This is a genomic window from Caballeronia sp. INDeC2 (assembly GCF_023631325.1).
Taxonomy (GTDB): Bacteria; Pseudomonadota; Gammaproteobacteria; order Burkholderiales; family Burkholderiaceae; genus Caballeronia.
Genome location: NZ_JALQDG010000003.1, coordinates 586,844 through 604,409, shown reverse-complemented (window position 1 = coordinate 604,409; position 17,566 = coordinate 586,844). Strand labels below are relative to the sequence as shown.

Genomic DNA, 17,566 nt, shown 5'->3' with positions numbered 1-17,566 from the left:
GCTGCAAGCGTGGACGGAGAAACATAATGGCGCTAAAAAATGCCGGGAATGCGGTACCGAAGTCAGCGATCAAGCCAAGGTCTGCCCGAAGTGCGGAATACAGAATCCGGTAAAGCGCACCTCACTGTTCGCCAAAATAGTACTAGCGTTGATTGTGCTTTTTATCATCGGCGGCGTCCTTCCTCGGCTTACCAGCCCTGATTCCGAAACGGCACCAATCCCGTCTGCTGCCCTTCCCGCCAGTGGCGCATCGACATCCACGCAAGCAGCAACGGGAGCTTCAAACAACGCCACACCTGCGGCGCCGCGCCCGCACTGGCATTACGAGCAGCGGCCCGACTCGATGCAAAATGGAACCAACAAGTTCGCCTATGTAATAAGCACGAACGAATTAACGTTCGACTTCCCCTACGGCGGCCCTCAGCACTCGATACTCACCTTGAGAAAACACGTCCGGCACGGAAAAGATGTATTGCTTCAAATCGAACGTGGGCAATTTCTTTGCCACATCCGTTCCTGCAGCGTCACGGTTCGGTTCGACGATGCAAACGGCCAAAGCTTCTCCGCGACCGAACCGTCCGACAGCGATTCGACGCTTCTGTTTATAGAACCATTCGACAAGTTCTACGCGTCGATGCTGAAGGCGAAACGTGTGCGCTTTGAAGCGACGTTCTTCCAGCAAGGCAATCGAACGTTGGAGTTCGACGTTTCGGGCTTCGAGCCGAAGCAGTTTTAGCCATAACGGAACATCTTTCAGGTGTTGATGCGGAGCAGGCGAGCGGCCTTGGTCCTCCTGACCGTCGAAGCAGCTCCCTTACACCGCATTCAACAGCCGCTCCGCATCCCTCACCGCATCGAACAGCGCCTCGATCGCCGTATCGCGATCGAGCAGGCACACATGCTCGATATCGAACGGCAACGCATCCACACCGATGAACCGCACCGTTCCGCCAAAGCAGTCGCGCGTCTTGCCGCTGCGCACCGACGCAATGTAGTTCGGGGTGATATAGAGAGCAACGGGCGTCATGGCGGCCTCGGCGATGGTCCGGTCGATGAACAGAGTCTAGCGGTCCCCTTCGCCGCGCTGCACCCGCCTGACGCGGGGACCACTTCCCCTCTTACGCGGCCCGCCGCTACACCGCATGTCCCAGCACGCGCGCCACGTAATGCCGCCCCCACGCCTCGCCGTGCGCGACCGCCTCGGCAACGGTCTCGAACGGCCCGTGGTCACCCGTCATCTCCCCGGAATCGTCGGCGAGTGTCGAACCGTGCACGGGTTTTCGGTCGAGCCGCGTCACGCGCACGCGGATCGCAAAACCCTGCGCATCGCCATCGGCCGCGATGGGCCGGGGCGTGGCCTGCAACGCAAGCAGGTAGTCGCCTACTTCGATGTCCTTCTGCATGGCGGTCGCCTCCATCGTGCGCAACGCGCTGATCGAATGACAGTGCCGATTGTGCTACCGCATCGCGCGATAAAACAAGCGCCCGGCCCAACCCGCGCGCGGCGCATGATATAAAGTTTCGCCCCGTCCTCTTTTCGCTCCGATCCCTTCGCGGCATCGGGCACCGACCGAATTCATCGATGAACCATCGCACCCGCCAACTGCTGCTCGTCCTGCTCTCGATTCCGCTCGCTTATCTCGCCGGCTGCACGTCCTATTACAAGAACGTCGACGCCTGCAAGGACAAGGTGCGCGCGGATTATCCCGACGCCGCCAGCGCGCCGCTGAAAATCACCGGTTCCGGCGCGAGTTATCATGGCCTGCGGGTGGTCGTGCACGGCACGATCCAGACGCCGCCGAAGCCGCCCGCCACCAAGCCGGCGCAAGTGCCCGCAGCAGCAGAATGCACGTTCAACGAGACGTCGATGACAGGCTTCCAGTGGCTCGTTCCCGCGAAACTCGCGCCCAAGCCACCGGTCGCAGCATCCGACGATTGAGAGTCTAAACCGCCCGCGACTAGGAGATCCACGCGCATGCTGCTCGCCCAGATCAGCGATCTGCATATCACGGCGCCGGGCACGCTCGCCTACGGCCGCGTCGACACGGCCGCCTTTCTCGCCCGCGCGATCGGCGTGCTCAATGCGCTCGATCCGCGCCCCGACGCCGTGCTTGTCACGGGCGATCTGGTCGATGCGGGCGGCATCGACGAATACCGGAATCTGCGCACGCTCCTCGATACGCTCGCGGTACCGTGGCGCGTCATGGTCGGCAATCACGACGACCGCGCGAACCTGCGCGCGGTGTTCGGCGATCGCCCGGAACTCACGGGCCACGACGGCTTCGTGCAATACGCATTCGATGTCGGCGGCGTCCGCGTGATCGCGCTCGACACGCTCGATCCCGGCTCGGGCGCGGGCCGTCTTTGCGCCACGCGCCTCGGCTGGCTCGAAGCGCAACTCGACGGCTGCCGCGACCGGCCCGTGGTCATCGGCATGCATCATCCGCCCGTCGCGTGCGGCATCGGCTTCATGGACGACATTCGCCTCGCGCCCGACGACAGCCGCACGCTCGATACGCTCGTGCGCCGTCATTCGAACGTCGAGCGCATCGTGTGCGGTCATGTGCATCGGGCGATCAGCGCGCGGTTCGGCGGCACGCTCGCATGGTGCGCGCCGTCGACCGCGCATCAGGTAGCGCTGCAACTGAAACCCGACGGCCCCGACGCGTTCGTCATGGAGCCGCCGGCGTTCGGCCTGCATCTGTGGCGCGCCGATCTCGGACTCGTCACGCATTGCATGAGCGTCGAGCAGGGCGGCGGCCCGCAGCCTTTCTGACGACACTCTGCGGCGCTCGCGCGTCTTCGATCCATGCCCAATCCGCCGCAATCGAATCCTCCGGCGCGCCATCCGCACTATTCGCGCGCCACGCTGTGGCTGCTCGCGACCATCGCGGGCGTCTCGGTCGCGAACATCTATTTCAATCAGCCGCTGCTCGGCGACTTCCGCGCGAGTTTTCCCGACGACGCCCGGCTGATCGGCGCGGTGCCCGCCTCGACGCAACTCGGCTACGCGCTCGGCATGCTCGTGCTCGCGCCGCTCGGCGACCGCTTCGACCGGCGTCTCCTGATCCTGCTGCAACTCGCGGCGCTCGGCGCGTCGCTCGTGGTCGCGGCGAGCGCGCCGACGCTCGTCGTCCTGATCGCGGCGAGTCTCGCGATCGGCATCGTATCGACGATCGCGCAGCAGGCCGTGCCCTTCTCCGCCGAGCTCGCGCCCGCCGCCGAGCGCGGCCACGCCGTGGGCACGGTGATGAGCGGGCTTTTGCTTGGCATCCTGCTCGCGCGCACGGTGTCGGGCTTCGTCGCGCAGTATTTCGGCTGGCGGGCCGTGTTCGGCGCATCCGTGCTCGCAACGATCGCACTGGCGGCCGTCGTGATCGCGCGGCTCCCGAAAAGCCGGCCGACCTCGACCCTCGGTTACGGCAAACTGCTCGGCTCGATGTGGCATCTTGCGGTGGAAAACCGTGCGTTGCGCGAGGCGTCGCTCACCGGCGGCGCGCTCTTCGCGGCGTTCAGCATCTTCTGGTCGGTGCTCACGCTGCTGCTCGCGGGCGAGCCGTTTCACATGGGTCCGCAGGCGGCGGGGCTCTTCGGCATCGTCGGCGCGGCGGGCGCGCTGGCCGCGCCGCTCGCCGGAAAATCCGCCGACAAGCGCGGCCCGCGCGCCGTCATCTCGCTATGCATCGGGCTCGTCGCGTTGTCGTTTGTCGTGTTCGCGTTCTCGGCGACGAGCATCGCGGGGCTGGTCGTCGGCGTGATCGTGCTCGATGTCGGCGTGCAGGCCGCGCAGATTTCGAATCAGTCGCGCATCTACGCGCTAAAGCCCGACGCGCGCAGCCGCGTGAATACGGTGTACATGGTGGCTTATTTCATCGGCGGGGCGCTGGGTTCGGGAATCGCCTCGCTCGCGTGGCAGGCGATGGGCTGGACGGGCGTCTGTCTCGCCGGTCTCACGGCGACGGGTCTCGCCGGCTTCAGCCACTGGCGCGGTCGCGATCGGCAATAGAAGATTCAGCCGCGCGCGCGTGCGTAGTCGCACAGCGCGTCGAGCACGCGATCGAATTCGAGCGACTTGTCGAAGAAGTGACGCACGCCGTATTGCAGGCAGCGCTCGCGATAGGTCGGCAGCGCGTGATTCGTGAGCACGGCAACGAACGCGCTTTGCAGGCGCGCCGCGCCGCGTTCTTTCAGCCACGCGAGCACGTCGATGCCCGATCCGCGCTTCAGTTGCAGATCGACGATCACCGCATCGAACGCCTGCGCCGACAAAAGCGCGATCGCGTCGTCAGGCGCATCGGCGAACGCGCTCACGCGCCACGGCCCGAGCGCTTCGATCGCCTCGGTCAGGCTGCGGCGGATCAGCGGCGAGTCCTCGATCAGCAACACCGCGAGCGGCGAGCGCCGCGCGCCCGGTTGTCCGCTTCGGTCGTCAGTGGTGATGTGATTGCCCACGTCGGGCGCCCTCCGGCAATGCTCGCGGATTTCGAACGGTGCGCCGCTATTCGATCAGACCGTTCTTGATCGCGTAATACGTGAGATCGGCGTTATTGGAGAGCCGCATTTTTTCGAGCACGCGCGCGCGATACGTGCTCACCGTCTTCACCGACAGATGCAGTTCCTGCGCGATTTCCGTCGGAATCTGGCCGCCCGCGAGCTTGCAGAAGATCTGGAACTCGCGCTCCGACAGCAACTCGTGCGGCCGTTCCGCGGCGGGCTTGTCGAGCTTGTCGGCGAGCGCATCCGCGATGAACTCGGACAGATAACGATGCCCGCGCGCTACCGTGCGGATCGCACGGACGATCTCTTCAGGCGCGGCGTCCTTGTTCAGATAGCCGTTCGCGCCCGCCTTCAGCAGGTTGATCGCGTACTGGCTCTCCGGAAAGCCCGAAAGCATCAGCACGCCCTGCTCCGGCCGGATCTGCTTGATGACGCGCAAGGTGTCGACGCCGTTCTTGTCCGGCATCGCGATATCGAGCAGCACGACATCGAACGCCTGCGCGCGCACGAGCGCAATGGCTTCGTCGCCGGTAGCGGCCTCGCCGGCGACTTCCATGTCGGGCTCGTCCACGACGAACTGCCTGAATCCGCTGCGCACGATCGCGTGGTCGTCGGCTATCAAGACTCGAATCATTCGCGTCGTCCGCGCTGCCGGACGCTCTTGTAGTAGTTGATCGGCCATGTCATGCAAGCGGCCGGATATGCCCACAGCATATCCGGCTGCATCGCTCTTACCCGTTACGGCCTTCCAGCAGATCCGCCATGTCGTCGGCGTGCTCTTCCTCGACAGCCAGAATGTCCTCGAAGATGCGTCGCGTCGTGACATCCTTGTCGCCGAGATAGCGGATGATCTCGCGATACGTATCGATCGCGATGCGCTCCGCGATCAGATTCTCGCGGATCATATCGATCAGATCCTTGCCTTCGTTGTACTCGGAATGCGAACGCGACGACAAACCGTCGGGCGCGAAGTTCGGCGCACCGCCCAGTTGCACGATGCGCTCGGCGAGCGAATCGGCGTGCTCTTGTTCCTCGTTCGCGTGCTCGAGAAACTCCTGCGCGACGGCTTCCGAGTGAATGCCCTTCGCCATGAAATAGTGGCGCTTGTAGCGCAGCGTGCAGACGATTTCCGTGGCAAGCGAGTCGTTGAGCAGCTTCAGGACCGTCTCGCGGTCGGCGCCGTACCCTTCCGTCACCGCGCCTTCATCCATGTGCTGACGCGCATCGGCGCGAATTTTTTCGACATCGAGGACAAAAGCATCCGTGGACCGGTTCGAATCGGCTTTTACAGTAGACGATGTGGACATTTGGTTCGCTCCTCTGTGATGGGTGACATGACGATGTTTCGCTTCGAGCAGGTCGCTGCAGATGCCGCGTGCATAGACTGCTGCTATCCAATCGGAAACCGTGATGCATGCGCCATGCCTGATCGGTCGAAAAAGCCGCGCGACGGTCGTAAATTCCGCGCGCGGCTTGCTGGTTCAGGCTTTTCGCCCGGTTGCGAACGTCATGTCCGGAACACGCCGAGCAGCAAGGTGACCACGAACACGACGAGAAAAATGAAGAAAAGAATCTTCGCGATTTCCGCCGCGCCGGCCGCGATGCCGGTGAAGCCGAACACGGCGGCAATAATGGCGATGACGAAGAAGACTGCAGCGTAGTGAAGCATGTGGGCTCCTTCTATATGAGTGGTTGAAAACGGTCCGGCGATCCTGCCGGAGCGACGCTAATCGATGGCTTTCTTCGTGACGACGAAGCCCAGCACCAGAAATACGACGCACAGGATCAGGAACAGCACGAACAGGAATTTGGCGATGGCCGCCGCTCCCGCCGCGACGCCCGTGAAACCCAGCACGCCGGCGATCACGGCCACGATCGCGAAAAACAAGGCCCACTTCAGCATGATCGTTCCCCGTAAGAATGGTTGACGGAACCATGCTAGCGACGCCCGTCGCGCGGCGCATTCGGGCAGGCTCCTTTTTTGCTGTGGGAATCCACCGACACTTGCTTTCAAGCCGGCTGCCGAAGTGAAACGCCGAACCACCGACGACATGAGCCACGTACCGCCCGCCGCGATCCTGCCAGACGACCCGCCCCTGTTCGTGGCCGACGAGCCGGACCTCCCGAAAGCGCCCGCGCCCGCTGGCCTCGCGCGCCGCGCGGCGCGCTTCAACGAATGGATGCGCCGCTATAGCTGGGCGGTTGCGATGACCGTCGCAATCGTCATCACCGTGGGCGGACTGATCATTCTCGAATCGGGCCGCATGCGAATCGCGTCGGAATATGAAACCGCGCTCGAAGCGAAGGGCGCGACCGCGCAGCTTTCGATGCTTGCCGCCGATATCGCCACGCTCACCGCCGACGAGCGCGGCTTCGCGCTGAAGGCGGACGGCGCATTTCCCGCGCACTTTCGCGACACGGCGGGGCGCGTGCGGCGCACGCTGGCGTGGCTCGATGCGTACTACCGGCGCATCGGCGACGACACCGCGCTCGCGAGCTTCGCGCAGATCCGCGCCGCCGCCGACGATGAGATCGCGCAAGGCACCGCCCGCCTCGCCGCCTTGCCGACGGACGCCGCTGCCCGTGAGCGCGCACTCGCGCTGCCGCCGCCCGACACGAGCGCGACGCTCGACGCGGCGTTGTCCCTGCTACGTCTGAACGAGGAACGGCGCGCGCAGCACGCGCTCGACGCCAGCCGCGCGGATCAGCGCATCTCGACGCTGTGTGTCGCGGCGTTGTGCGCGCTCAACATCGTCTTGTTCATCCTGCTCTTTCGCAATTTGGGCATTCAACTCGACAAGCAGGCGCGCGTGCAGAAGACGCTCATCACGCAGCAGGAAGAGCTGGATCAGCTCGTGTTCGCGCGCACGCGTCAGCTCGAAGCGCTCGCCTGGCACTTGCAATCGGTCAGCGAAAACGAAAAGACGGAGCTCGCGCGCGAACTGCACGACGAGCTCGGCTCGATTCTCACCGCGAGCAAGATGGATGTCGCGTGGGTGCGTGGCAAGCTGAAGGACAGCGAGCCCGCGATGGCCGAGAAACTCGCGCGCGCGCTCGGCAATCTGGATCAGGGCATCGCGTTGAAACGTCGCATCATCGAGGACATGCGGCCGACCGTGCTCGCGAGCTTCGGTCTCGTGACGGCGCTGCGCTCGCTCGCCGACGAAGCCGCGCAACGCAACGGCTGGAGCGTCGAGTTCGATCTGCCGGGCGACGACGTGAAGCTCGGCGAGGCGATCGAGATCGCCCTCTTCCGCGTCGCGCAGGAGACGCTGACGAATGCGGCGAAATACGCGCACGCGACCCGTATCCGCGTGACGCTCGGGGTCGAAGACGAGAACGTGTCGCTCTCGATCACCGACGACGGCATCGGCATCCGGCCGCAGGATCTCAAGCGCACGCAGACGCATGGGCTCGTCGGCATGCGCCAGCGTGTGTCGGCGCGTGGCGGGCGTTTCGAGATCGAGCGCGCGTCGCCGCGAGGCACGGCCATCAGCGTGTCGATGCCGCGCGAGCGCAGCGCGGATGCATCGATTGTCGCGCCGTCCCCGTAGGACGATGCCGACACCGAATGCAGACGCCGCCGACAACAAAATCGCAGCCGTGCCTACAGCCTGAAACAGCCCGCTTTTTTTATGATTGTTCACACCGGTAGGCGGGGCGACGAAAAGCGTCCGTCACCTGACACGATGCGCGGACCCGATTCCTGTCACGCATTTCAACTCCAAGGGGAATAAACATGACTCGACTCATCGCTCTACTGCTGATCGCAGGCACGGCGGCTCTCGCGGGCTGCAACACCGTCTCGGGAGCTGGCCAGGACATCTCGAAGGGCGGTCAGGCCATTTCGAATTCCGCCGAGGAGCACAAGTAACGGGCGACGCGCGCCGCATCGTTGCGGCGCACGCGCTCAGGCGTTCCATAGCGTTGAGGTAGTTCCCTGTCTTCCCGCCACGTTCGCGTGGCGGGATTTTTTTGCGTCGCCGCCGCACGCGGGACGGGCAAAAAAAACCCGGCCGATGCGCGCGGCCGGGCTTCGGTGCGTCAGGCGCGAACCGTCATTGCGTGTCGGGCAATTCCAGCGCCGGTTGCTGCGTGTTGCCGCCCTGTGCGACCAGCACGCGGATCTTCTCCGGCACGAGTTGCGAGGCCGCATTTCCCGAAGGCAGCGTCGTTACGAGCCAGTCCGCGTTGTTGACGAGATCGAACGAGGCCGACGTATAGACCGGCGTCTTCGAGCCCGGCAGCGTCGCGATCAGTTGATACGTGCCGCCTGAGACATAGATGGAATCCTGCGTCGTCGCGGGCACGGCGTTCTTGTAGGCGACGCCGGCCATCGTCGGGCTGACGCTCGCGATATTCGTCCCCGGCGCGACGAGATAGACGTCGAGGTTCGGCGCGTTCGTCGACGCGTTGAACGCGCGCACGCGCGCGCTGCCCGAGAGCAAGCCCTTGTCGAACGGATCGTCGATCACCGCGATCGACGGCAGGAAGCCCGCGTCCGGCAGCGCGATCACCGTGTACTCATGCCCTTTCGCGGCGTTCGAGATGCTCGTGTCGGTGGCGAGCTGCGTCGTCGTGTTCACGGCCGCGTAGGAGAAGCTGTGCTGTCCCGTGTCGATGTTCGCGAAGTTGGTCACCGCCTTGTAGGCTAGATTCGGCTGCAGAATCTTGGCGTTGTCGTAGAAGTCGACGTTCGGGCCGCTCGGAATCGCGTGAATGAAATGGACTTGCGGCTGGGTGACGCCGATTTCCTTGCCGACATCGTCGGAGCTTCCTCCGCAAGCGGAGAGCAAAGCGGCGACGGCGGCGAGCGCGGCAGCGGTGCGGATGAGCTTCATGGTTCCACCTTCCTTTGTTTTGATCGTTCTTTGAGTCCGCGGCGTGATTGCGTGGCGCGTAATGCGCATTCGCGTTCGACGTCGCGACTCTCCCGGGTTGACCTTCCTCGGCCGTCGGTGGCGTTGTCAGCTTCGATGACACCGCCATGACGGGTGAACGCATTGAGCAATCGACGTGCCCTTGATCGGTGCGTAATCGCTCGGAGAGGCCGCAAAGCCTTGCGCGAGAAGGCTTTGCTTTCGTTAGAGGATTGCTTCGGGAGAGGAGATGCGGAAGGTGGACGAGATGCGCAGACGCGCCATCGTTGGCCGAATCTTACAAGCGGCGAAGCGGGGTTTACTCATCGAAATTTTCGGGGATGAGTGCCGTCAAGTCAGATCGGCGGCGCCCCGTGATGGGAGTTTGGGAAAGACAACGGCGCTAACCCACGTTCGCTCTTTCTTCCGTGCCGCGCTCCAGTTCGCAAATAACGACGCGACGCGCGTCGACTTGCGACAGGGACAAGTACAGCTCGCTCCTGTCACTGCCTATGGCATTCGGACCGGATGTCGACACAAGCCCGACCGCGATCCCGTATCTGCACGCGGAACCGTGCGCAGCGCAACGATGGTCGAAACGTCTCGCCGGCCTGCACAACTCGTCGCTGCCGCGTATCGGCCTTGCTTGGGCCTGCAGCACGCTAATAACGGAAGTGGACGCGGGACGAAACATGCCGGTCGAAATTCGACGCGCTCATCTCGTGGCCGCATGCAGTTTGGATCAGCTTGCAGAAACCAGTGAGCGACGCGAAGAAACTGCTACGCCGGCAACGCGTTCATATCGTCGACTGGATCAATGAGATAGAGGATTTCGCCGATACGGCCGCGCTCGTCGCATCGCTGGATTTCGTGGTCTGTGTCGGCACATCCGTAGCCCATCTCGCTGGCGCAATGGGCAAGCGCGTATGGCTGCTGGCGCTGGATGCGTGATCGCGGAGACACGCCGTGGTATCCGGGCATGCGGATTTTCAACCAGAAAGAACGCGGCGACTGGGATGAAGTCTTGACACGCGTCCTCGGAGAACTGGAACAGGACGCCTGGCGGTTGTAGTTCCTGAATGGCGCGTTCCGATCGCAAGGCCAGATTCTCCAAAGGCGCCAGAACCGATCGAAACCCCGTCCCCGATTGCGAATTCAACCCGACCGCCGCACCGCCGTCGCCTGCACTGCTGCGAGAGCCCACTGCAACAGCGGAGGCACCAGCCCCTGCATAAGAGCCTACGAAGGCGCCATGATCGCCCGCATGCCACGTCGCCACGCGCAAAATGGAGGCTCTTTCGTCCTCCGAAGCATATAGCTTTGGCCCTCCTGAACCGTACAGCCAACGAGGACAAAGCGCGTTCTGCGCGCGAACAGTGCTCCGACGCATGAACGATTGAGCGCGCCTTCGAGGCGTCGCCGTCGAAAGCTGTTCACCCGCAAGTCATCGATCAAACGAATAAAAGCGCGCGCGATGCGCGCCTGCCGTCACAAGGTCAACAACAGCTTGCGTCAAGCTCTAGACTCATCTGCTCGCCATGATGCATCACCAGTGCGCGAAGGACGGGCCACATACCCATGTAGTGCACCATGAAGCTCGTGGGCGTCTGAAGCTGATAAGGCGTGTTGAGCGTCGTGCAATCGAGTAACTCGTCTTCGGTGGCCATGCCATTGCGCCGCATTACGTGAATGAAAACATCTTGATCGCCGCCGTTCGAGTAGACGGACGACTTGTCCGCGAATTTGCTGACCGCCTGCTCGATTTCCGTCAGCACCCGGAGATTCTCTTGCGTATTGCGAAAGCCCATGACTCCCGAGTTCAAATGCCAGCTGATGTCCGTCGTGATCACGCGATCGCGATTCTGCAACAACGGCTCCAGCTGCTTCTTTTGATCGATGATCAGCACGTCCGCGTCGATCCAGAACAGCCATTGGTGCTGGGGCAGATGACGGCGCAGCACCCACGGCTTGAACCAGTTGCCGGTAACGCTCGAGCCCGCCTCCGCAGGCACGTCGCGATAGAGATGCAGCGCGTAGCCGTGCCGCGCACAATAGCGCCGCAAGTTGCGCTCCGCGATCTCGCCGTACTCGCGCACGTTCGGCGTATAAAGCATGGCGAGCGCAATGGGCGCCTGTGGATTCATTACTTCGTAGCCCGCAGCGGATTGTCCGGCATCCGGCGACGGTAGCGTGAGATAAGGCATCCGCTTCGCCTGACAATCGTTGATATGCTCGGCAAACAGATCGCGCAACTTCGCAAAAACTGGATGGTTCTTCGGCGCTTCGGGCAGGTCGACGAGCGCGAGCGCGAAGATCGGCCATTCGGTCCACGACAGCGACGCGTGCAGGCCTGCCGGCGCGACAGCAAGGCGCCCGCCGTATGACAAACAGAACGGCTCGGGCTCCAATATTCGCAGCAAGTCGGACTCGCTCGCCGGTGCGCGACCCAGCTTCGGGCCGTCGCAGAGACGTTTCACGCGATCGCGCGCCGCCGAGCTATTACGCCAGACCTGGAACGACGCCATCACATAATCTGAATCCCCCTCTCTGTCCAGAGCGACGACCCAGTCCGATCTGCGATCCTCCATCAGCGTTTCGCATCGGATATCGGTCAAAAGCAGGGAGTCTTGCGTCAGCAGCAGAACAAGATCGCCCTCGGCGCAGGCACGCAGGGTCCGCAACAACACCTGGTATTTCAGGATCATGCGCATTTGCAACCAGCCGATCGCGCTCGCATCGACGTATTCGTGTGCGTACCCCTGCCGCGCGCAATAGCGGCGATGGTTCTCAAACGACGCGCGAGCGTTATCGTCGGTGAAAAAACTGATGACGTGGGTGGTCATGGCGATGCTCCGTGTTGCCGCGTGTCGGCTCCGCGACGCGCTCTGGCCGCTGATTCTGTCCGGCGCTCGACCCGCGGGCAAGTACGAAGACAGATTGTTTCACCCTGATGCTCCGAAGATAAAGTTCGGGGGCGCCCGAATATCCGCGCCGCGACACGGACACCCAGCCCAGCGATTACGGACTCGCGACGATTACGCGCTCTTCGGCAAGAAGTCTGTCAAGCCAGCCCCCGCCGCCGATAATCGAACCAAAAAGAAAGCCCCACGGAAAGCAAAATAACGACCGTCGCAATCACGGTCCATTGCGTGACGACTTCGCCGAGCAACAGCGCGCCCAACATGACCGCGACCACCGGATTCACATAAAGACAACTCGTCGCGACAATCGTGCTCGTATTGCGAATCAGAAAGTTATACGCGACATATGCAGCCATCGATCCGATCACCACGAGATATACGAACGAAAATCCCGCGCCGACGCTCATGTGCGTCAGCCGCTCGCCCGACGCCAGCGCGATCACCGTCGCAATCAACCCGCCCAGGCCGATCTGCAAAGCCGTCGACATCAGCAGATCCGAAGGCTGCGGCAGCCGCGTCGCCAAATGCGCGCCGCCCGCCCAGAAAATCGCCGCGCACAAAATCGCCAGCGTGCCGACCGTCGAACTCGCAGAGGGATCGCCGTGATTCAGCAGCACGATGCCGATGAGACCTAGCGCCACCGCGAACCATTCGCCTCTCGCGACGCCGCGTCCGCTGAGCGCGGTGAAGATCGTCGCGAAGAGCGGCACGGTGGCCACCATCACCGCGGCCGTGCCGGTGCCGACCGTGCGCATGCCGTAGGCCATCATCCCGCTCGACAAGCCCTCCAGCAACGTGCCGACGATCGCCGCATTGCGCACTTCCCGGGCACTGGGCCACACCGCCTTCCGATGCACGGCGATCACGAAAAGCCCGACGCCGGCGCACAGGTTGCGCAGGCCGCCGAGCATGAGCGGTGGGAACGACTCGAGCGAAAGATGGATCCCAAGATACGTCGAGCCCCACACGAGATAAACGACGGCCAGCGCGAACGCGACCTGCCCTTTGAAGGAGCGCGGCGCGCGAAACGGAAAACGGTCGGGGAAACTGAACGGCAGGCGCGGCGGCGGCAGAGCGGACATGCATTACTCCGCGACGGCTGCGCGCCGGATAACTGCGAGAGAGACCGGGAAATACGCTGCGGCAACAACCAGACTGGACGGCATGACGGAACGAAAGAAGTGCGGATGGCGCGAGGAGAGACCGCGCGATCCCCGGGAAAACCCCGAGAATCCGCGGCGCCCGACATTATGCAGTAAGCGCGGAACGCGGCCACAGAACTTTACGAGTGGTTGCCAAGACGCCACGCCGCGGTGTAACGTGTCGGCTGCTAACGCGGGGGTCCTGCGTTGCACATCGCGATCTCGATCGGTTTTATCGACGAACTCGCTTCGTGCGGCGTGGGTGAGAAATACCCTTTGAACCTGATCTGGATAATGCCAGCGCAGGGAAGCGTTCGGGTTCCATGGTTCGCAGCATCCACACCACTTCTTCCGGACCCGTACCTTTCCGTCTCGTTCCTCCCTGTTTAGCTCCTGAATCAGCCGAGCTCGGCGGCGTTCGTCCGCGTCGAGCCGGATAAAACCGTCCACACAGGAGAGACAGCCACATGAATGCCAACCCGAAATTCCTGTCCGAGAACGCCGTCGTCGATGCCGCCGCCATCGCGCCGCTGCCGAACTCGCGCAAGGTCTACGTCGAGGGTTCGACGCCCGACATCCGCGTGCCGATGCGCGAGATCACGCAATCGGACACGCCCGACGGCTTCGGCGGCGAGAAGAATCCGCCCGTCTACGTGTACGACACGTCCGGCCCGTACACCGATCCCGACGCGAAAATCGACATCCGCTCGGGCCTGCCCGCGCTGCGCGGCGCGTGGATCGAAAAGCGCGGCGACACGGAAGAACTGAGCGGTCTTTCAAGCGAATTCGGCCGCGAGCGCGCCGCCGATCCGAAGACCGCCGAGTTGCGCTTCCCCGGGCTGCATCGCCATCCGCGCCGCGCGATTCCCGGCAAGAACGTCTCGCAGATGCACTACGCACGGCTGGGCATCATCACGCCGGAGATGGAGTACATCGCGATCCGCGAGAACCAGCGGCGCGCCGAATACCTCGAAAGCCTGAAGAAGAGCGGCCCGAACGGCGAAAAGCTCGCCGCCATGATGGGCCGTCAGCATCCCGGCCAGGCCTTCGGCGCGGCCGCGTTCGGCAAGGACGCGCCGAAGGAAATCACGCCCGAATTCGTGCGCGAGGAAGTGGCGCGCGGCCGCGCGATCATCCCCGCGAACATCAATCACCCGGAAAGCGAGCCAATGATCATCGGGCGCAATTTCCTCGTGAAGATCAACGCGAACATCGGCAATTCGGCGGTGACCTCCTCCATCGGAGAGGAAGTCGACAAGATGACGTGGGCGATCCGCTGGGGCGGCGACACGGTCATGGATCTCTCCACGGGCAAGCACATCCACGAAACGCGCGAGTGGATCATCCGCAATTCGCCGGTGCCGATCGGCACGGTGCCGATCTATCAGGCGCTCGAAAAGGTCAACGGCAAGGCCGAAGACCTGACGTGGGAAATTTTCCGCGACACGCTGATCGAACAGGCGGAACAAGGCGTCGATTACTTCACGATTCACGCGGGCGTGCGGCTGCAATACGTGCCGCTGACCGCGAACCGCATGACCGGCATCGTGTCGCGCGGCGGCTCGATCATGGCGAAGTGGTGCCTCGCGCATCACAAGGAAAGCTTCATCTACGAGCACTTCGAAGACATCTGCGAAATCATGAAGCAATACGATGTCTCGTTCTCGCTCGGCGACGGCCTGCGCCCCGGCTCCATCTACGACGCCAACGACGAAGCGCAGCTCGGCGAGTTGAAGACGCTCGGCGAACTGACGCAGATCGCGTGGAAGCACGACGTGCAGGTGATGATCGAAGGCCCCGGCCACGTGCCGATGCAGCTCATCAAGGAGAACATGGACCTGCAGCTCGAATGGTGCGACGAAGCGCCCTTCTACACGCTCGGGCCGCTGACGACGGACATCGCGCCGGGATACGACCACATCACGTCGGGCATCGGCGCGGCGATGATCGGCTGGTTCGGCACGGCCATGCTCTGCTACGTCACGCCGAAGGAGCATCTCGGCCTGCCGAACAAGGACGACGTCAAGGAAGGCATCATCACCTATAAGCTGGCGGCGCACGCGGCGGATCTGGCGAAGGGTCATCCGGGCGCGCAGGTTCGCGACAACGCGTTGTCGAAGGCGCGTTTCGAGTTCCGCTGGGAGGATCAGTTCAACCTCGGCCTCGATCCCGACAAGGCGCGCGAGTTCCACGACGAAACCCTGCCGAAGGATTCGGCCAAGGTCGCGCACTTCTGCTCGATGTGCGGCCCGCATTTCTGCTCGATGAAGATCACGCAGGACGTGCGCGATTTCGCGGCGAAGCAAGGCGTGAGCGAAAGCGAGGCGCTCGCCAAGGGCATGGAGACGAAGGCGATCGAGTTCGTCAAGAAGGGCTCGGAAATCTATCAGCCGACTTGATGCTTGTTTTCGGCTGCAACGGCCTGTCGCACCGTGCGTGCGGCAGGCCGTTTTTGCGTGCGGATCGGGCGCAATGGCTTGTCGCGCTTCGATGGGCGCTTGATCTGACGATTCGGGCATCTTTTCTGCTGCAAAAAACGCACGAACCGGCGAAAAACATGGCGGCCTTCATCCGGCCGACGCCGAAACGGTAGCAACGCGCCTCGTCGAGTCGCGGGCGAACCGGAGCCGATTCATCTCATCATCGAAATGGAGAGTCGACATGAAAAACATCAAACAGATCGGCGCCGCTGTAACGGTGGTTGCGTTTCTGGGAGGCTTGACCGCTTGCGGCGACATGAGCACGCGGCAACGGGATACCGCTATCGGCGCGGGCGTCGGCGCGGCGGGCGGCGCCGTGATCGGCGGCAGCGCACTTTCGACGCTGGGCGGCGCTGCGGTCGGCGGCGTCATCGGCAATCAGGTCGGGAAGTAACGAGGCCATCGTCCGGGCGGCGAAGCGATCCGCATCGCCGCCATAGACCAGGCCGCTGTTTCATATCTGTTACAGAAAGGCGCTTTGGTAATGCTTTGTCACATGACACCTTACGCCTGCGTCTCACCATTCGTTTAAGCTGCTTCTGACGGACCGTTCGATCTTCATCGATCAAGACTCGAGAGTCCGGCAAGCCGTAGCGCAAGGAGCAGCATCATGATTTCCGCCCGCAGCATTTCCGGACCCAAAACGGCCGCCGCCGCGCTCGCCGTCGGGCTTCTACTCAGCGGCTGCTACTACCCTTACGGCTACCCGGCTTATCCGTCCTATCCCGTCACTAGCGCCATTTACACGCAGCGCGAATTCGTGGTGCCTGCGTCGGGGGCGGCTGTCGCTACCTCGCCTGCCACGCTTCCGCCGCAATATGAATACGCGGTGGGATCGCCTTATTCCGACTACTACCAGACCTATCCTTACCCCTATCCGTACTATCCGTACGCGGGCTATCCGGCCTATTACGGCTACGGCTATCCGGCGGTCTCGTTCGGCTTCGGTTATTGGGGCGGCCGTGGTTGCTGCTGGGGCGGTCATGGCTGGCACGGCGGCGGTTGGCACGGCGGCGGAGGCGGCTGGCATGGCGGTGGCGGCGGCTGGCATGGCGGAGGCAGCGGATGGCATGGCGGCGGCGGAGGCGGCCACGGCCACTGATCACCCCTGTCGTGTGACACGCGCGCTGAGACAAAAAACCGTTTTGCGCGCTGCTGCGTAACATCGCTGCAACATTTTCCGGTGAACACGCGCGTTCGCGCGGAAATTGCGCATCTGTGCGCCGCGACACTTTCCTTATCCGACAAGGCTTCGGCACATTTCGCCAGACGTTTGGCACGGTTCTGGCTATATAGCTCCCCTATACGTTCACGTCGCAGCCGCGACCAAAGTATCAAAACTCCGCTCGCGGCATCGGCGCACTTTTCCGTATCGGGGGATCGGACATGATGGCCTTTATGTTTTTCCTGCTGTGGATGCTCGCCTCGCTCGGCCTGTTGACCGTGTGGGTGTTCCGCCGGACGCCATCTGCCGGTCAGGACGGTCGCGCGCCGGAAGCGGTGGCCGAGGGCTGACGCCCCCGCTGCACGACGACGCGTCCTCGAACATGCATTCACGCCTTGACGCACGCCGTTCGCGCCCTATTCTTAGTGAGCGCGTTATGCGTTTGCTTAAGCTCGCGGCTGACCGCTGCCGAACATCGAACTCCGCGCGCATCGCAGCTTTG

The 17,566-nt window shown here is 63.2% G+C and carries 21 protein-coding genes, 1 pseudogene and 1 riboswitch; of the genes and pseudogenes, 12 read left to right on the top strand and 10 right to left on the bottom strand.

The annotated features are described in order from the left end of the window. Position 1: 1 nt before the first annotated feature. Positions 2 to 94, top strand: a pseudogene (locus NCS28_RS33310) (zinc-ribbon domain-containing protein); the annotation flags it as partial. Positions 95 to 154: 60 nt separating this feature from the next. Continuing rightward, positions 155 to 736, top strand: a complete 582-nt coding sequence (locus tag NCS28_RS04445) for a hypothetical protein (RefSeq protein ID WP_250512649.1) — start codon at positions 155 to 157, stop codon at positions 734 to 736. A 78-nt stretch (positions 737 to 814) separates the two neighbouring features. Here the strand turns inward: NCS28_RS04445 and NCS28_RS04440 are convergent, their stop codons facing one another. Beyond that, positions 815 to 1,027, bottom strand: a complete 213-nt coding sequence (locus NCS28_RS04440; protein WP_062252909.1) for a hypothetical protein — start codon at positions 1,025 to 1,027, stop codon at positions 815 to 817. A gap of 106 nt (positions 1,028 to 1,133) precedes the next feature. Beyond that, positions 1,134 to 1,403: a hypothetical protein gene (locus NCS28_RS04435; protein ID WP_250512648.1), complete on the bottom strand. Its 270-nt coding sequence runs from the start codon at positions 1,401 to 1,403 to the stop codon at positions 1,134 to 1,136. Positions 1,404 to 1,582: 179 nt separating this feature from the next. Between NCS28_RS04435 and NCS28_RS04430 the strand changes: the two genes are divergently transcribed. From NCS28_RS04430 to NCS28_RS04420, 3 genes are read left to right on the top strand one after another with little or no spacing between them, the layout of a single operon-like run. Continuing rightward, positions 1,583 to 1,939 carry a hypothetical protein gene (locus tag NCS28_RS04430; RefSeq protein ID WP_250512647.1) on the top strand — a complete coding sequence of 119 codons (357 nt, stop codon included), beginning with the start codon at positions 1,583 to 1,585 and terminating at the stop codon, positions 1,937 to 1,939. A 36-nt stretch (positions 1,940 to 1,975) separates the two neighbouring features. Further along, complete coding sequence (locus NCS28_RS04425) at positions 1,976 to 2,776, top strand: phosphodiesterase (RefSeq protein ID WP_250512646.1); 801 nt, start codon at positions 1,976 to 1,978, stop codon at positions 2,774 to 2,776. A 33-nt stretch (positions 2,777 to 2,809) separates the two neighbouring features. Beyond that, the gene (locus NCS28_RS04420) at positions 2,810 to 4,006 is read left to right on the top strand and encodes an MFS transporter (RefSeq protein ID WP_250512645.1); all 1,197 of its coding nucleotides are present in this window, start codon (positions 2,810 to 2,812) and stop codon (positions 4,004 to 4,006) included. Between the two features lie 5 nt (positions 4,007 to 4,011). Here the strand turns inward: NCS28_RS04420 and NCS28_RS04415 are convergent, their stop codons facing one another. From NCS28_RS04415 to NCS28_RS04395, 5 genes are all read right to left on the bottom strand, one after another. After that, positions 4,012 to 4,452, bottom strand: a complete 441-nt coding sequence (locus NCS28_RS04415; RefSeq protein WP_250512644.1) for a response regulator — start codon at positions 4,450 to 4,452, stop codon at positions 4,012 to 4,014. 46 nt (positions 4,453 to 4,498) lie between these two features. After that, positions 4,499 to 5,131, bottom strand: coding sequence for a response regulator (locus NCS28_RS04410; RefSeq protein ID WP_250512643.1), 633 nt, complete (start codon positions 5,129 to 5,131; stop codon positions 4,499 to 4,501). 97 nt (positions 5,132 to 5,228) lie between these two features. Then, on the bottom strand, positions 5,229 to 5,804 hold the full coding sequence (locus NCS28_RS04405) for a ferritin-like domain-containing protein (protein WP_250512642.1): 576 nt from the start codon (positions 5,802 to 5,804) through the stop codon (positions 5,229 to 5,231). A gap of 200 nt (positions 5,805 to 6,004) precedes the next feature. Further along, entirely contained in the window at positions 6,005 to 6,166 is a 162-nt protein-coding gene (locus tag NCS28_RS04400; RefSeq protein WP_016344888.1) for a DUF1328 family protein, read from the bottom strand. 57 nt (positions 6,167 to 6,223) lie between these two features. Continuing rightward, positions 6,224 to 6,400 carry a DUF1328 domain-containing protein gene (locus NCS28_RS04395; protein ID WP_008350561.1) on the bottom strand — a complete coding sequence of 59 codons (177 nt, stop codon included), beginning with the start codon at positions 6,398 to 6,400 and terminating at the stop codon, positions 6,224 to 6,226. 148 nt (positions 6,401 to 6,548) lie between these two features. Between NCS28_RS04395 and NCS28_RS04390 the strand changes: the two genes are divergently transcribed. Together NCS28_RS04390 and NCS28_RS04385 are read left to right on the top strand one after the other, a co-directional pair. After that, positions 6,549 to 8,051: a sensor histidine kinase gene (locus tag NCS28_RS04390; protein ID WP_250513055.1), complete on the top strand. Its 1,503-nt coding sequence runs from the start codon at positions 6,549 to 6,551 to the stop codon at positions 8,049 to 8,051. Between the two features lie 185 nt (positions 8,052 to 8,236). Next, positions 8,237 to 8,371, top strand: a complete 135-nt coding sequence (locus NCS28_RS04385; protein ID WP_016344885.1) for an entericidin A/B family lipoprotein — start codon at positions 8,237 to 8,239, stop codon at positions 8,369 to 8,371. Between the two features lie 184 nt (positions 8,372 to 8,555). Here the strand turns inward: NCS28_RS04385 and NCS28_RS04380 are convergent, their stop codons facing one another. Beyond that, entirely contained in the window at positions 8,556 to 9,338 is a 783-nt protein-coding gene (locus NCS28_RS04380; protein WP_250512641.1) for a DUF4397 domain-containing protein, read from the bottom strand. A gap of 777 nt (positions 9,339 to 10,115) precedes the next feature. Here NCS28_RS04380 and NCS28_RS04375 point away from each other — a divergent pair. Further along, positions 10,116 to 10,307, top strand: coding sequence for a hypothetical protein (locus NCS28_RS04375; protein WP_250512640.1), 192 nt, complete (start codon positions 10,116 to 10,118; stop codon positions 10,305 to 10,307). A gap of 545 nt (positions 10,308 to 10,852) precedes the next feature. Here NCS28_RS04375 and NCS28_RS04370 read toward each other — a convergent pair. After that, positions 10,853 to 12,199: a hypothetical protein gene (locus NCS28_RS04370; RefSeq protein ID WP_250512639.1), complete on the bottom strand. Its 1,347-nt coding sequence runs from the start codon at positions 12,197 to 12,199 to the stop codon at positions 10,853 to 10,855. A 218-nt stretch (positions 12,200 to 12,417) separates the two neighbouring features. Continuing rightward, positions 12,418 to 13,359 (bottom strand): EamA family transporter, encoded by a 942-nt coding sequence (locus NCS28_RS04365; protein WP_250512638.1) that lies wholly within the window; start codon positions 13,357 to 13,359, stop codon positions 12,418 to 12,420. Positions 13,360 to 13,604: 245 nt separating this feature from the next. Then, positions 13,605 to 13,746: riboswitch (TPP riboswitch) on the top strand. Between the two features lie 140 nt (positions 13,747 to 13,886). Between NCS28_RS04365 and thiC the strand changes: the two genes are divergently transcribed. The 4 genes from thiC (at position 13,887) to NCS28_RS33170 (ending at position 17,414) form a co-directional block, all read left to right on the top strand. Beyond that, positions 13,887 to 15,818 carry a phosphomethylpyrimidine synthase ThiC gene (gene thiC / locus NCS28_RS04360; protein ID WP_250512637.1) on the top strand — a complete coding sequence of 644 codons (1,932 nt, stop codon included), beginning with the start codon at positions 13,887 to 13,889 and terminating at the stop codon, positions 15,816 to 15,818. A 262-nt stretch (positions 15,819 to 16,080) separates the two neighbouring features. Next, positions 16,081 to 16,293 carry a YMGG-like glycine zipper-containing protein gene (locus NCS28_RS04355; protein WP_250512636.1) on the top strand — a complete coding sequence of 71 codons (213 nt, stop codon included), beginning with the start codon at positions 16,081 to 16,083 and terminating at the stop codon, positions 16,291 to 16,293. 216 nt (positions 16,294 to 16,509) lie between these two features. Further along, positions 16,510 to 17,001, top strand: a complete 492-nt coding sequence (locus tag NCS28_RS04350) for a hypothetical protein (RefSeq protein WP_250512635.1) — start codon at positions 16,510 to 16,512, stop codon at positions 16,999 to 17,001. Positions 17,002 to 17,285: 284 nt separating this feature from the next. Beyond that, on the top strand, positions 17,286 to 17,414 hold the full coding sequence (locus NCS28_RS33170) for a hypothetical protein (RefSeq protein ID WP_284504741.1): 129 nt from the start codon (positions 17,286 to 17,288) through the stop codon (positions 17,412 to 17,414). The last annotated feature ends 152 nt before the right edge of the window (positions 17,415 to 17,566 follow it).

What these genes read in the sequence shown, in the direction of transcription:
- NCS28_RS04440 (WP_062252909.1), bottom strand. Translation starts at nt 1,027, where the DNA reads ATGACGCCCGTTGCTCTCTATATCACCCCGAACTACATTGCGTCGGTG.
- NCS28_RS04435 (WP_250512648.1), bottom strand. Translation starts at nt 1,403, where the DNA reads ATGCAGAAGGACATCGAAGTAGGCGACTACCTGCTTGCGTTGCAGGCC.
- NCS28_RS04430 (WP_250512647.1), top strand. Translation starts at nt 1,583, where the DNA reads ATGAACCATCGCACCCGCCAACTGCTGCTCGTCCTGCTCTCGATTCCG.
- NCS28_RS04425 (WP_250512646.1), top strand. Translation starts at nt 1,976, where the DNA reads ATGCTGCTCGCCCAGATCAGCGATCTGCATATCACGGCGCCGGGCACG.
- NCS28_RS04420 (WP_250512645.1), top strand. Translation starts at nt 2,810, where the DNA reads ATGCCCAATCCGCCGCAATCGAATCCTCCGGCGCGCCATCCGCACTAT.
- NCS28_RS04410 (WP_250512643.1), bottom strand. Translation starts at nt 5,131, where the DNA reads ATGATTCGAGTCTTGATAGCCGACGACCACGCGATCGTGCGCAGCGGA.
- NCS28_RS04405 (WP_250512642.1), bottom strand. Translation starts at nt 5,804, where the DNA reads ATGTCCACATCGTCTACTGTAAAAGCCGATTCGAACCGGTCCACGGAT.
- NCS28_RS04400 (WP_016344888.1), bottom strand. Translation starts at nt 6,166, where the DNA reads ATGCTTCACTACGCTGCAGTCTTCTTCGTCATCGCCATTATTGCCGCC.
- NCS28_RS04395 (WP_008350561.1), bottom strand. Translation starts at nt 6,400, where the DNA reads ATGCTGAAGTGGGCCTTGTTTTTCGCGATCGTGGCCGTGATCGCCGGC.
- NCS28_RS04390 (WP_250513055.1), top strand. Translation starts at nt 6,549, where the DNA reads ATGAGCCACGTACCGCCCGCCGCGATCCTGCCAGACGACCCGCCCCTG.
- NCS28_RS04385 (WP_016344885.1), top strand. Translation starts at nt 8,237, where the DNA reads ATGACTCGACTCATCGCTCTACTGCTGATCGCAGGCACGGCGGCTCTC.
- NCS28_RS04380 (WP_250512641.1), bottom strand. Translation starts at nt 9,338, where the DNA reads ATGAAGCTCATCCGCACCGCTGCCGCGCTCGCCGCCGTCGCCGCTTTG.
- NCS28_RS04370 (WP_250512639.1), bottom strand. Translation starts at nt 12,199, where the DNA reads ATGACCACCCACGTCATCAGTTTTTTCACCGACGATAACGCTCGCGCG.
- NCS28_RS04365 (WP_250512638.1), bottom strand. Translation starts at nt 13,359, where the DNA reads ATGTCCGCTCTGCCGCCGCCGCGCCTGCCGTTCAGTTTCCCCGACCGT.
- thiC (WP_250512637.1), top strand. Translation starts at nt 13,887, where the DNA reads ATGAATGCCAACCCGAAATTCCTGTCCGAGAACGCCGTCGTCGATGCC.
- NCS28_RS04355 (WP_250512636.1), top strand. Translation starts at nt 16,081, where the DNA reads ATGAAAAACATCAAACAGATCGGCGCCGCTGTAACGGTGGTTGCGTTT.
- NCS28_RS04350 (WP_250512635.1), top strand. Translation starts at nt 16,510, where the DNA reads ATGATTTCCGCCCGCAGCATTTCCGGACCCAAAACGGCCGCCGCCGCG.
- NCS28_RS33170 (WP_284504741.1), top strand. Translation starts at nt 17,286, where the DNA reads ATGATGGCCTTTATGTTTTTCCTGCTGTGGATGCTCGCCTCGCTCGGC.